The organism is Acetobacteraceae bacterium, from assembly GCA_004843165.1.
In the GTDB taxonomy this organism is placed as follows: domain Bacteria; phylum Pseudomonadota; class Alphaproteobacteria; order Acetobacterales; family Acetobacteraceae.
The window spans coordinates 703,971-716,827 of record CP039459.1 but is presented as its reverse complement, the minus strand read 5'-3'; the positions used below and the strand labels follow the sequence as shown (position 1 = coordinate 716,827).

The 12,857-nt window shown below is 42.8% G+C and carries 11 protein-coding genes; 5 read left to right on the top strand and 6 right to left on the bottom strand.

Annotated features, from left to right (window positions below):
• Positions 1-300: 300 nt before the first annotated feature.
• Positions 301-831 carry a hypothetical protein gene (locus tag FAI41_03495; protein ID QCE32720.1) on the bottom strand — a complete coding sequence of 177 codons (531 nt, stop codon included), beginning with the start codon at positions 829-831 and terminating at the stop codon, positions 301-303.
• A 180-nt stretch (positions 832-1,011) separates the two neighbouring features.
• On the opposite strand from FAI41_03495, the gene FAI41_03490 reads away from it, so the two are divergent.
• Positions 1,012-1,431, top strand: a complete 420-nt coding sequence (locus FAI41_03490) for a hypothetical protein (GenBank protein QCE32719.1) — start codon at positions 1,012-1,014, stop codon at positions 1,429-1,431.
• Between the two features lie 89 nt (positions 1,432-1,520).
• Positions 1,521-1,886 (top strand): hypothetical protein, encoded by a 366-nt coding sequence (locus tag FAI41_03485; protein QCE32718.1) that lies wholly within the window; start codon positions 1,521-1,523, stop codon positions 1,884-1,886.
• Here the strand turns inward: FAI41_03485 and crcB are convergent.
• Positions 1,883-2,287, bottom strand: a complete 405-nt coding sequence (gene crcB, locus FAI41_03480; GenBank protein QCE32717.1) for a fluoride efflux transporter CrcB — start codon at positions 2,285-2,287, stop codon at positions 1,883-1,885. The genes FAI41_03485 and crcB overlap by 4 nt on opposite strands.
• A 124-nt stretch (positions 2,288-2,411) precedes the next feature.
• Entirely contained in the window at positions 2,412-3,803 is a 1,392-nt protein-coding gene (locus FAI41_03475) for an NAD-dependent succinate-semialdehyde dehydrogenase (protein QCE32716.1), read from the bottom strand.
• 220 nt (positions 3,804-4,023) lie between these two features.
• Here FAI41_03475 and FAI41_03470 point away from each other — a divergent pair, with 220 nt between their 5' ends.
• Positions 4,024-5,370 carry a hypothetical protein gene (locus FAI41_03470; protein QCE32715.1) on the top strand — a complete coding sequence of 449 codons (1,347 nt, stop codon included), beginning with the start codon at positions 4,024-4,026 and terminating at the stop codon, positions 5,368-5,370.
• A 191-nt stretch (positions 5,371-5,561) separates the two neighbouring features.
• Positions 5,562-6,971, top strand: a complete 1,410-nt coding sequence (locus FAI41_03465) for a sel1 repeat family protein (GenBank protein QCE32714.1) — start codon at positions 5,562-5,564, stop codon at positions 6,969-6,971.
• Positions 6,972-6,995: 24 nt separating this feature from the next.
• Here FAI41_03465 and FAI41_03460 read toward each other — a convergent pair whose 3' ends face one another.
• From FAI41_03460 to FAI41_03450, 3 genes are all read right to left on the bottom strand, one after another.
• The gene (locus tag FAI41_03460; protein QCE32713.1) at positions 6,996-8,513 is read right to left on the bottom strand and encodes a hypothetical protein; all 1,518 of its coding nucleotides are present in this window, start codon (positions 8,511-8,513) and stop codon (positions 6,996-6,998) included.
• A gap of 51 nt (positions 8,514-8,564) precedes the next feature.
• Positions 8,565-10,076, bottom strand: coding sequence for a hypothetical protein (locus tag FAI41_03455; protein ID QCE32712.1), 1,512 nt, complete (start codon positions 10,074-10,076; stop codon positions 8,565-8,567).
• 110 nt (positions 10,077-10,186) lie between these two features.
• The gene (locus FAI41_03450) at positions 10,187-11,365 is read right to left on the bottom strand and encodes a glycosyltransferase family 8 protein (protein ID QCE32711.1); all 1,179 of its coding nucleotides are present in this window, start codon (positions 11,363-11,365) and stop codon (positions 10,187-10,189) included.
• Between the two features lie 123 nt (positions 11,366-11,488).
• On the opposite strand from FAI41_03450, the gene FAI41_03445 reads away from it, so the two are divergent.
• Positions 11,489-12,847 carry a hypothetical protein gene (locus tag FAI41_03445; GenBank protein ID QCE32710.1) on the top strand — a complete coding sequence of 453 codons (1,359 nt, stop codon included), beginning with the start codon at positions 11,489-11,491 and terminating at the stop codon, positions 12,845-12,847.
• The last annotated feature ends 10 nt before the right edge of the window (positions 12,848-12,857 follow it).

Genomic DNA, 12,857 nt, shown 5'->3' with positions numbered 1-12,857 from the left:
CTTTTTGTTCAGAGGAGTGAGACTGTTGCGTCATGTGCTTTAAGAAATTGGCAATAAAGCTGGATATTGCGGGGTTTTGCACGGTGCGCTACGGGATTGACGAGAAAGAGAATTTTATAAGTCATTGAGAGATTGTCCCGGAATTTTGCCCTAGCAGTAGATATTGCCGCCAACATAAAGAACAAGATCAAGATGAGGCTGGCTTTGAGTCCATTTTCCCTCAGATACTCTCTTCTGATGCGCCTCTACATAAGTTGCTGTTATGCAAAATTGCACAAGCGCATCCGTTAGAAAGATGTCTTAGGCGCCTTGCTGCGCTTTTTTATAATCATCCATGATAAACTCGGCGATTTCTTTCCATTTAAAAGCATTGCTTTTTGTGACCGGGAAAGGTGCAAAAATCTCTGCCATTTTTTGATCCAGTGCTTTTGCCTGATCGAGCGTTTCATAACGTCCGTATTCTTCGTAAGGCAAAGAGGCTTCACGTTCTAAAATGAAATTGATATTATTGTAGCTATTAAAGACTTCGTGAACGATCCGTTTCATATCAAATGCAATCCCTTCACAATGCGCTAAAATTAGCGGAAGTGGGGAATCTACAATCGCATAATCCACCTTGTCACGCAGTCTTTCAAGACGGTGATTTTGCTGGGCCAGGACATAAAGCTGATCTTTGAAAATGCTGAAAGCTTCATCGTAAACAACATCTTTTGCAAATTCACTGACGAGCTCAACACGACCAACCTGTTTTTCTTTTAAATAGGCGAAAATATGGGCTGCCGTGGTGGATTTTCCGGAGCCGGGGCCGCCAATAAGATTAATAACTTTCAATGTTTCATCCTTTTCTTAAGAAATACATTCGTTTTTGTTTAGGCACAAAGATAGTATTGGCCTTTGTCCTGTAATCAAGAATATGTTTTCGATTTACCTTTTCTATATATCTTTTCTTTGTTTAGAGGTCTATATTTTGTAATGGACTATTGCCATAAAATCATGACAGGGGAGGGGGACATGGATTGGAAAGGTCTAAGATATGATTCAAAAGGGAGTTATCTCGGAACGATTGCCAATCAAGGTGAAATTTTTGATGAGAATGGGGTTTATCTCGGAGAGATCACCGATGAGGGAGAGATATTTAATGCCAATGGCGAATATCTTGGTGCAGTGCCGTCAGATGGCAAAATCTTCAATGCAGAGGGAAAATATCTAGGCTCGTTGACACTTCAAGGCGAAGTTCATAACAATGAAGGGCAATGTTTAGGGTATTTTGACGGAGAAGGTAGATTTTTCTCTCATGATACGGGCCTTATTGGGCGCATTGCTGATAAAAGAATGGCGGCTTTTGCGCTTTTAAGGGGAAGTAAATCTTCTTCATCTGATGCGTTTCAAAAAGATCCATCGCATGGAAAAACATTGCAGGAGGTTGCGTGAAAAGAGGCTTTCAAAATCTCTTTTTTATTTTGTTTTTGGTGTCGTGTTGGCTCTTTTCTTTTCCAGCTGTGACGAGGGCTGATGCCCCTTTGGGGGGAAATAAAGGCGGTCAAACTTATGGCCAGAGTGGGGATTACCTTGGAGAGATTCATTCTGACGGACAAATCTACGGAAAGTCAGGCCAGTATCAGGGGAAAGAGACTTCAAGCGGTCAGCTTTACGGAAGTTCAGGTGATTATCAAGGCAAGATTGATCCAAGCGGTGAAATTTATGGCGCTTCCGGTGATTATCAAGGAACAGTTCATGCCGATGGCGGAATGTATGGTAAAAACGGAGAATATCTCGGCAAGATTAATGATGATGGCGCTGTTTATGATGCCTCAGGCGGCTATATTGGAAAAGTTCCGGAGGGGAACGGTGCCGCCGCCTTTAAGCTTGTCGTAAGGACATCCTAAGCTTTTAGCATATTGTTAAGATAGGTTCCGGCTAAAAATCCTAAGAAAACACCTGCCATCGAGAGAGAGGCTGTTAGGAAGATATTTAACAGGGCTTTTTCAGGGGAGCCTTCACGCCAGAGATCCAATGTTTGCAATGAAAAAGAAGAGACGGTGCTGAAACCACCGCAAACGCCCACCATAAAAAACAGACGGAGATTTTCAGAGGCAGGGAAGCGTCCATTCGCCAGTGTCAGCATGCCGAAAAAGGCAATGAGAAAAGAGGCGAGGATATTAATACATAGCGTGCCCCATGGAAAAGCACGGCTGAGGGAAGACATAGCAAGTCCCATCAGATAACGTGCCAGAGTACCAATTGCCCCGCCAAGCATGACAGAGAGACAAGAGATCCATGAAGTCATTTTAATACTCCTGTAAAAACATTTCTTCCTGCGTAAATGTGAGCTTTTAGGTAAAAGCGTCAAGAAAAAACCGCCCCTTTATTTAAAAAGGGGCGGTTTTATGCGCATTAATTAAACGAAATCTTTAGAAAGGGGAGTCGATATCGACAACACCAATCAGTTTAAAGTTAACGAATTCGGTTAGACCGAGGTCAATCAATTCATGGCCATAGCCAGAACCTTTCACGCCGCCAAAGGGAAGGTCAGCCTCAACTTTGGTTGGATGATTGATATAGACCATGCCTGTTTCAATCTGTTTAGCGACTTTTTTTCCACGCTCAATATCTTTGGTAAAGACGGAGCCACCAAGCCCAAATGGGTTGTCATTGGCAATGCGAATAGCATCCGCCTCGTCTTTTGCTTTGAAAATCATGGAGACAGGGCCGAAGAATTCTTTATTACGTACTTCTGCGGTGTCATGAATATTGGTTAAAATGGTTGGCTGGAAAAAGGCACCTTGTGTTGGGACAGGCGCACCTACTTCGGTTACCGTGACCCCTTCTTTGCGAGCCTCTTCCACATGGGCCTTGAGGTCATCAACAGCCTGTTGGGAGGAAAGGGGAGCCAAGGTTGTCTCTTTGCTCATTGGGTTGCCGGCGACAAGTTTCTCAATACCTTGCTTGTATTTCTCAAGAAATTTGTCATAGACGCTTTCCACGACAATCATACGCTTGGAAGAAACGCAAACCTGGCCAGCATTCCAGTGACGCCCAAAAACACCCCATTCAGCGGCTTTATCAATATCGGCATCTTCCAGCACGATAAAGGCATCGGAACCACCCAGTTCAAGGGTCGATTTTTTCATCGCCTTTCCTGCTTGTGCTGCAACGACAGCACCGGCACCGGCGGAACCTGTCAAGGACACGCCTTTAATGCGATCATCGGCAATGATCGTGGCGATTTGGTCACGGGTAAGGTAGAGATTTTGGAAGACTTTTTCCGGCAGACCAGCTTCGAGCATGAGTTTTTCAAAAGCAGCAGCGCATTGCGGTGTGTTCGAAGTATGTTTTAAGATCAGCGCATTACCGGCAGAAAGCTGTGGCGCAAGCACACGGGCGATCTGGTAGTAAGGGAAATTCCAAGGTTGAATGGTCAGGAGAACACCCAACGGCTCATGCACAATATAGGCTTCTTTACAGCCATCGTGGGAAGCCGGCAGCGTTGTTTTTAGCAAAAGTCTTTGTGCATTTTTGGCGTAATATTCTAAAATTTTAGCAGAAAGCTCGACTTCAGCTTCGGATTCCTTCAAAATTTTGCCCATTTCCAAGGTAATGAGCTTTGCATAAGTACGGCTATCACGACGAAGGATTTCAGCCGCCTTATTGAGAATAGCCGCACGTTCTTTAAAGGAAGTTTCTTTCCATTTTAAAAATGCCGCTTGTGCCTCTGTCAGCGCTGTTTGGACTTGAGCATCTGTTGCATCTTCAAAAGCTGCAATTTGTTCACCTGTATAGGGATTGACGGTTTTATATGCCATGGGGATCTCCCGATCTTGTAATACCATTATGAGGGAAAGTCTTCAGGAGAGAAAATTTCTTCTCATAGGGTACTTATTTGGTCTCATTTTTTGGGGAAACAAGAGGCAAAAGAAGGGAATATGAAATATATTGTAAATTTTCTAAAAGCTTTTCTTCCGTCTCAAGAAATGCCATTAGTTTTCCAAGAGGCATGATCGGCAGGGAAAAGGGCATGGCGTATTGGCTTTGGTAAAATCAGACAGCACCGTTTTTGTTGGTGTGATGAAAAATGTGGCAAAGCTTTTTTTAGGCCAAGCTATGGCAGGTGTTTTAGGCCTTGTCTATACGATTTTAGCGGCACGTGCTCTGACACCCGCCGAGTTTGGCGAGGTGACTTTGCTTTATGCTTGGCCACGTCTCATGGCGTTGATGGGGTCGGGCAGAAGCTGGCAAGTCATTCTACATTATGGGGCTGCGCCGCTTGAAAAGGGGGAGAAGCCCCCCGTTCAAAATGCGATTTCCTTTGCGCTGGGCTTGGATCTTTTTACGGCTTTTTTTGCGACTTTGGTTGCGATGCTTGGGGTCTTTTTCTTTCCGACAGCGGTTGGCCTCAATGAATCGCTTTTGGCAATGGGATTGATTGCCGCCCTTTTGACCATTCCTGCAACCTGCCTGAACAGTTCGACAACAGGGATTTTACGTCTTTTCGGACGGATGGGGCTGGTTGCCAAGCAGGAGCCTTATACAGCCATTATTCGTCTGTTACTTGGCGGGATTGTCTGGTTTATGGGCGGCGGCGTTGTCGGGTTCGCTCTGGCTGTGGGGATTGCCACAATGGCCGGGCAAATTTATGTTTTTTATGCGGCCTCCGCTGTTTTAAAGGAGAATGGTTTTCTATTTTCCCCTGCTTTGCGTTTGATGCGGCTTTCCCATGAGATGCCCAAAGGGGTTTGGCGTTTAATGTTCAGTGCCAGCCTTGGCTATTCTTTGAATGCGGCTGTCAATCCTGCGGTTTTTATGATTGTTGGACGTTTTTTTGGGCCGGCGGCCGTGGCTTTTTTTGGATTGGCGGAAACCTTTCTGCGGGCGATTGCTAAGATTGGCCGCTTATTAGAGGAAAGTTATTATCCGGATTTGGCAAGGCTTGATATACGTTCCTCAAAACCGTGGGCACTGGTGGGGCGGATTGAGCTTTTGGCGCTATCGGTATCAGTTCTAACCATTCTTATCACCTGTTTCGGCGGACATTTCATTTTTTCCCTGCTCGGAAAAGATTATTTGGCGGCATTGCCTCTGATGCAGTGGATGTCGCCTTCATTACTTTTCATGATGATGGGATTGCCGCTTGAGGGATTGTTATATTGCGCTGGGAAATCTCTGAGCATTTTATGGGTTCAGATTTTTTCCGCCTTTTCCATGTTTGTGTTTATTGTTGTTTTTATGGCAACGCCTTCATTTCTTACTTTTGGTTTAGGTCTCTCTTACAGTTTGGCAGCAATGGTAAAGTTTTTCTTTTATTTGCTGGGGGTCGGCATGATTTTCTCCGCAAGGGAAAAAATCATTCCTTTGCATGAAAGAAAAATATGACTTTTCATGAAAAAAGCACATATTTGAGTAAAATCATCCAAAGCTCTTATTTTGTTGTTTGGTAACGTGCCAGTTCATTGTATCCAGCGAGAGAGTGCAGGAGAATGCACCAATAGAGAGGGTGGCGATCTCGAATGTGGTTAAGTTAAATCTTAAGGAGATTCCTGCTTTAGAGAAGTAGAAGGTAAAAGATGCGGATAAGACGATTTTTTATTTTGTTGTTTTGTCTTTTCCTTTTAGATGTGAGGCTCGATATCGGATGCGCCCTTGGGATGGATCTTGAGGAACTGCGGGAGAAGTTGCGCCGAGATAAAGAGGTGCAACGCAAAGTAAATCCATATGAAGCGTATGATGAAGGATTACGTTACTATACTGGGAGAGGCACGCCACGGGATCTGCTGAAATCTAAACATGCTTTTGAACAAGCAGAAAAATCTTTTATAGAGACTTTAAAACTTGATAATTCCTTGGATCAAGCGAAAGAAGAAAAAAAATTCCTTGCCCAATGTTATTTGATGCTCGGAATTATTGCCGCCTCTGAAAATAAGGATAAAAAAGCTTTTCATGATTTTGAAAAAGCTGCCAAAGAAAATATTGGCGAAGCCTTTTATAATTTAGGTCTGCTTTATGAACAGGGCAGAGGAACGGCACAAAATTATCAAAAAGCGAGACAGCTTTATGAACAAGCGTCTCAAGCCCATGTCACGGAAGCAAGCTTTTCTTTAGGCCGTCTGTATGAAAATGGCTGGGGTGTTCAGCAAAATTATATAGAAGCGAAAAATCACTATGAAAAGGCTTCTTTTGAAAATCTTCCCCGAGCCCAATTTGCTCTAGGCCATCTCTATGAAAATGCGCTTGGCGTTACACAAGATTATAGTAGAGCTAAAGATTATTATTTTAAAGCCAGTGAACAGGATTTAGGGGAGGCAGAATATAATCTGGGTCTTCTTTATTTTGAAGGTAAGGGCGGATATAAAAATCTTTCTTTAGCCAATGAATATTTTGATAAAGCTGAAAAACATGGCTTTATACGCCCTCAAAAAAAATCAAAAATGCGTATTCTTGAAAAATCTGGAAAAGTGGAACACAAAGAGACTGCTTTATCTCAGAAAGATTTTATGAATTTAAAGACTCAAAATGGTGATGATCTCTTTCAAAAAGGTCTCAACTACCAACATGGGAATGGGGGAGAGCAGAATTATACGAAGGCCTTTCAATATTTTAAAAAAGCCTCTCAAAAAGGCAATCTATGGGCGGATTTAAATTTAGGGGTCATGTATGAAAAGGGTCATGGTGTCGCACAGAATTATCAAAAAGCGAGAGAATATTATGAAAGTGCGGCACAGCAGAGTCTTCCGGAGGCCGAAAATAATTTAGGTTATCTTTATCAGCATGGGCTTGGCATGGATCATAATTATCTGATGGCAAAACAATATTATGAAATGGCAAGTTCTCAAGATAATGCAGAAGCTTTTTACAATCTTGGGATCATGGCATTAAATGGCCAGGGCTGCGCACAATCCAAAGAAAAGGCTTTAGATTATTTTCGAAAAGCCTGCCGTTTAAGCTATGAAAAAGCTTGCAGCTTTATAAAAAAATGAAATTCTTTTCTGTAGAGCGGAGCCTTAGCGCAAGTCGTTTGAGGGGTTCTCTCTCGGTTCGTCATTACGCAGATAAAGCTGGTAGGCCTCGATGTCCTTTCGTTCGTAAAGAAGATGGTATTTTCTCTCAAGTGTTTTTCTTAGGATGGCATTTTCCGTTGCCAAGAAGGGGGAGGTGGCGGATAGAAAAAAATAATCGCCTCCGACAAGGATCATTCTGGGTTCTTGTTGCAAGATCTTTTCCAACTCTTCTCCAGCATCCGTGCCGATAGCGCCTTCTTCATTAGGCGCACTCAAATGTGTTGAAAAATAATATTTTGTGAGATGGCATTTTTTCGCCATTTCAGGGGTGAGATCGAGCATCGTGACAAGACCGCCATATTGGAAGAGACAGCCCGGATGCGCCTCGGCTATTTTCTGAAGGTGGGTATATTCTGTTCTGGAATGTTCTCTCAGCAGGCCGTGCAGGTATCTTATGTCATTACCGGTAGAGATGAGGAACAGTCCGGCCATAGCAAGTCTTCCGCCTATTTTTTGATCCAGTAGTAGAAAAGCAGATAAAAGTGCAAAAGGAAGTAAAAAAGGAAGCGTATAGATCGGATTGTAGGGTGGGACAATAAGAATGGCAAAAATCGCTGTTCCAAGCCAAGCGGTTACAAAAAGAAAATATTCTTTTTCTTTAAGACGTAAAATCCGCCAAAAACTGAAAAACGCGACGAGCCAAACGATGGAGGCTGCAAGGAAAACCCCTATCATTTTGAAAAATTGTGGCGGGTTGAAAATGAATTTTCGGAGAAAGCTTGAAAGAATATTGGCGAAGTACCAATCTTGAAAATGATGGATTTTAACATAAAATCCGATCACAAAGAGGGTTGGTACAAGCGCTGTAAAAACCCACAAAGTAGCGTTTAAAAGGAAATTTCTGAGGTCTTTCTGATTTTGCCAACAGGTAAAGAGCAAAAAACAGCCTAAATAGATGCCTTCAAATCCCACAGTTGGTTTAAGCTCAATCCCTAGTCCCAGCAGAAACATCGCCTGCATTCCAGTGATAGAGAGGGAAAGCGGGTTGATTTTGATCTCTTCAAAGCGGTTAAGGACAAGATAAAAGGCAAAAGCCGTGAAGAAATTATAAAAGACAGGTGCCTGTCCGCCGCATCCCCCAAGACTTGTTAATAAAACAAGATAGAGTGCTGCGGCACAAAAGCCAGCGCTCACCGAAATAAATTTTTTCGTTATCTGAAGGATAAAAAGTGCCGTTCCCCAAGCAAAGATCAGGGCACCAAGCTGATAGGCTAGAAAACGGTATTTCCCGAATAGGTAAAAAGGCGCATAGAGTAAAAAAAGGCCAAAAGGCTTTCGGTCCCAAACGTCAATATAAGGCAGATAGCCATCCAGTAGCTGACCACCAGCGTAGAGATACCAAGTCTCATCAATATAGAGCGCCGGATGGTTAAAGGTCGGGCAGCGTATCAAAATCGCCCAGAATAATAAGCATAATGCAGGCAAGAAGGTGCGGCATTTAGTGTTGCGTGAGAACAGCATGCAAAAGATTTGCCTTATTTTTAAACGATCGAAAATAATGCTTTTAAGAGTTTAGGAAGTTTTATTTATTTCGTAAAGTTCCAGAGGCTCGTCTTTTAAATGTTTATAAGTCAAATGATAATTTTGATTTAACCTCGTCTTGAGAATTTCATTTTTTTCTCTGAAAGAGGAGGCTTTATTAAGAAATTTTTTATATTTGTCTGCCTGCAGGTAATATTGTCCAACAAGAATAAAGGACGGTTTTTGGTCTAAAATATGCTTGAGCTCTGCAATTTCATTCTCGAGACCAAGGGAACCTTCCTCGTCAGGATTACCTAAATGACTTGGAAAAAGATATTTTGTTAAATGGCAATTTTTTACCATTTCCGGCACGGGATCAAGGAGGGTGACGATAGCGCCATATTCAAAAAGACATCCTGAGGGGGCGGCAGAAACTTGCTTTTGGATTTGGTAATATTCCGCTTCGGGATGTATTTGCTTGATTTGAAAAATCAGATATTGGCTGACAAGTGCCGTCCCTGCAAGGCCAAGGATAAGAAGGCTTTGCGCTATTTTATTTTTAGAACTTGCAAGCCCTATAAAAAGCGTCAGGGGCAGGCAGAAAGGCAAAAGATAAAAGGAGTAGAAGGGGCGAATGAGGCCGCTTGCAACCAAAGAGACGATTGTCCAGCAGAGTAAAAAATAAAAATATTTACGTTCTTCGGTTCTGAATTTATGCACTGCCGTATAGCGTAAGAGAATGAGAGCTAGCAAAAAGGCGGCAAAGAGGGCGAGGTAAGGATATAATCTTGCCAGAGGCGTGTAAGCATCTTTATGAAAAATTGAAAGAATATTGGCAAAATACCAAGCGTCAAATTGGCCGATTTTAAGATAAAATCCGATGACCAGCAAAGTCGGGAGGAGGCTTGCTAAAATCCAGAAAATGCCATTGAGGCAGAGGGCTTGTATCTTTTTTTGAGAGTGCCAGAGAAGAAAGAGTAGAAAACATCCTAAAAATATTCCCTCAAAAATAACTGTCGGTTTGATTTCAATGGCAATGCCGATGAGGAGCATAGCCTCACATCCCGTTCTGGTGAGGGATTTTGTCGAAAGTTTCATTTGTTGCAAATGCGTTATAACAAGATAGAACGCAAAGGCCGTAAAGAAATTGTAAAAAATAGCGGCTTGTCCGCCACTACCGCGTAAACATCCGATGAGCGCCACATAAAAAATCGCGGTAAGAGAAGCGGTGCAGGTAGAGGCAAAACGCTGGGTAATTTTGAGAATAAAAAGCGAGGTTCCCCATGCAAAAGCCAGTGCGCCAAGTTGAGAGGCAAGAAAGCGATATTCGCCAAAGAGAGCGAAGGGCGCATAGAGTAGGAATAAGCCAAAAGGTTTTCGATCCCAGACATCCACATAAGGCAGATAACCGTTTAAAAGTTCCCGCCCAACATAGAGATAGAAATCCTCATCAATATAGAAAATCGGATCGTTAAAAACCTGACAGCGCAGCAAAACCGCAGCGGCGAGAAGGAGCAAAGCAGGGAAAATTGTTTGTCTTTTAGAGAGGCGTAAGGCGGGCATAAAAGAAAAATTCACCTTGTTGATGAGAAATTCTGATGATCTCTAAAGCAAAAGAAATCCTGTATTCATAAGGTCCAGCCTAAATAAAAACAGGAAAAATCAGGCAAAAGTCAAACATGATTATTTTCGTTCTTTATATCTTTTTTGTTTTGTACCGGAAAAATACCTTGCCATTTTCCAATATGTGCCTTGTTTTCTGATGAAAGTAATTTCATCCACGGCAAAAGGAAAAAAGCAGTGCGGAGAAAGTTACGGCCATTTTTCTCTAGGTAATAACAGGGGGAAAGGATTTCCGCCAGACGCTCTTTTATCCCTTGAGGGGGGAGACCTGCTTTGCGACGCCAGTACCAGTAAAGCCCTTTAAAACGTGTTCTGACTTTTGTTTTCCAGGGCTTATTCCAAGCGCATGTATAATGAATGATCCCAGGACGCGAGATTGCCTCAAGCAGCATCTCATCTGTAAAATCATTTGCATTGCGGTCACAGTAAAAAATGGGCGCTGCCAGATTCCATTTTAGCGCAAGGCGCTTGATTCTGCCGAGAAAAAGAAGATTTAATAAATCTTGATCCTCAAGCTGAATGACATTGGGATGTTTTTCGATGAAATCTTGGCACGATTGTAAAAGATTGGGGTAATCTTCTCTAATTTTATCTAAATTAAAAAGACTGATTCCCGCATTAATATAGCTTTCAGCCGGTATCTTTTCTGAAAGATGATAAAATTGCGCAAGACGTTTTTTTTCATCTTTCTCCGTAATATCAGGAGAGGCACCAAGTAAAAAACCGTCAAGATTTTCATGGTACAAATGGGCAATATCTTCGCAAACGATTGTATCGCCATCAATCCAAAGAATTTTAGATTGGGCGATCAGATCCGGTAGCAAGAGCCGATAATAGGTAGGCAAAGTGATATGCTCTTGCACAATCGGCAATTTTTTAAAAAGTGCCTCATCAATGAGAAGAAAATGAATTTGCTGAGGTGAGGGGGCAAGATCAAAGAATTTTTGTTTGAGTTCCGGAGAAAATATTTCTGCATGAAGAAGGTAAATTTCTAAATTCTCAGGTGTTTTGCTTGTCCCAAAGATAGAGGCCAGTGTTGTGAGACTATGAACGGCATAAGCGGCATCAAATCCCATGGCGATATTGATGGGCTCTTTTTGCACAAAAGTGGGAGATGAGAAAGGGCGGCTGGTACAATCCAAGGGGATGATGGAGAGGCAGTTTTTAAGCTTCAAGGACGGTGTCAAGAGGCTTAGAGGAGCGTTGCCTTTATGGTTTGTTTGCTGCATGTTCTCTTTTGAATATTCTCTTTGGATTTATCTCTGGCCATGTACTTCTAATCTATAGTAGAGACTTAGCCTAGAGTTTTTTTGTAAATTCTCGCCTATCGAGCAGCAATTCCTGCTTAAAAAATCTTAGGAGTAGGTATAAGCGTGGTCTTCTCAAAAACAGCTTCCGTTTTTTCAAATGTTTTAAAAAATGCTGGAAAGCTGTTGCTTGGTACTGTCTGTGCAGGCATTTTGGGTCTGGTCTATACTTTACTGGCGGCAAGAACGCTCTCACCCGCAGGGCTTGGGGTCGTTGCGCTGATTTTTGCTTGGCCTCGTTTGATTGCAACCATCGGCACCTGCCAAAGCTGGCAGGTGATTTTGCATTATGGCGCAATCCCTTTGGAGCAAGGGGACCGGAAAGCGGTTCAAAGAAGTTTTGCTTTTGCATTCGGTCTTGATCTGATTGCGGGACTTGCGGGTCTTCTGATCGGCATTTTTGGCATTATATTCTTTTCCCATGCTTTAGGGTTTGAAAATTCTTACCTTTTTTATCTCGCTTTTTTCGGTTGCCTGATTATTCCTGGCCGTTGTCTGAATAATTCGATGACAGGTGCTTTGCGCTTGTTTGACCGTATGGGGATGATCGCACGGGAAGAGCCTTATATTGCGCTTTCCCGGCTTTTGATGGCCTTGTTGGCTTGGCAGATGGATTGGGGGGTCACAGGGTTTGTTTTTGCGTATGGGATTTCCATGCTCATTGGGCAGTTTTATCTGATCTATGCCTGTTTAAAAGTCCTTAAGGAAAAGGGCTTTAAATTTGCTCCAAGTTTTCGTTTGCTAAAACTTTCAAAAGAAATGCCAAAAGGCGTTTGGGAGCTGGTCTTATCTTCTAATTTTGCGCAAAGCGTTTATTCCGGCATGATTCCGGCATTATCCCTCGTGCTTGGTGCGTTTTTTGGCCCGGCTGTCGTGGCTTTCTTTACGTTAGCGGATTCTTTTATCAATGCGATCGGACAGCCTGCGGATTTATTAGAGCGAAGTTATTATCCGGAATTAACCCGTTTAGATATTCGCAAGTCTGAGCTGTGGTTTTTGCTTTTAAAAGTAGAGTTTTTGTCTGCCCTTCTTGCTGTCGCCGGGATGGGCTTGGTTTGGATCGGTGGTGAGCCGTTATTTGCCTTTTTCGGCTCGGATTATGTTGCGGCTTTGCCTATCTTGGTCTTTATGGCGCCAACATTACTCTTTTGGCTCAGTACGATGCCACTTGCAGGCGTTTTATATTCTGCAGGCCGTTCAAAATCCGCAGCGGGCATTCAGTTGATCTATGTTATTTCAATGGCGTTCTTTATGTCTATTGCGATTTTCTACCATTCGATTTCCGGTATTGGCATCGCTTACAGCATGGCAAATGCGGTCAATATTCTCGTTTATTTATTGATTGTTGCACATGTTTTCCATCACCGGAAAGGGATTATCCCTTTACATGAACGCATTGGATAAGATGGGGAAA

Bases quoted from the DNA above. Each gene is read 5' to 3' on its own strand.
- FAI41_03490 (QCE32719.1), top strand. From the start codon at position 1,012: ATGGATTGGAAAGGTCTAAGATATGATTCAAAAGGGAGTTATCTCGGA.
- FAI41_03455 (QCE32712.1), bottom strand. From the start codon at position 10,076: ATGCCCGCCTTACGCCTCTCTAAAAGACAAACAATTTTCCCTGCTTTG.
- crcB (QCE32717.1), bottom strand. From the start codon at position 2,287: ATGACTTCATGGATCTCTTGTCTCTCTGTCATGCTTGGCGGGGCAATT.
- FAI41_03475 (QCE32716.1), bottom strand. From the start codon at position 3,803: ATGGCATATAAAACCGTCAATCCCTATACAGGTGAACAAATTGCAGCT.
- FAI41_03460 (QCE32713.1), bottom strand. From the start codon at position 8,513: ATGCTGTTCTCACGCAACACTAAATGCCGCACCTTCTTGCCTGCATTA.
- FAI41_03450 (QCE32711.1), bottom strand. From the start codon at position 11,365: ATGCAGCAAACAAACCATAAAGGCAACGCTCCTCTAAGCCTCTTGACA.
- FAI41_03465 (QCE32714.1), top strand. From the start codon at position 5,562: ATGCGGATAAGACGATTTTTTATTTTGTTGTTTTGTCTTTTCCTTTTA.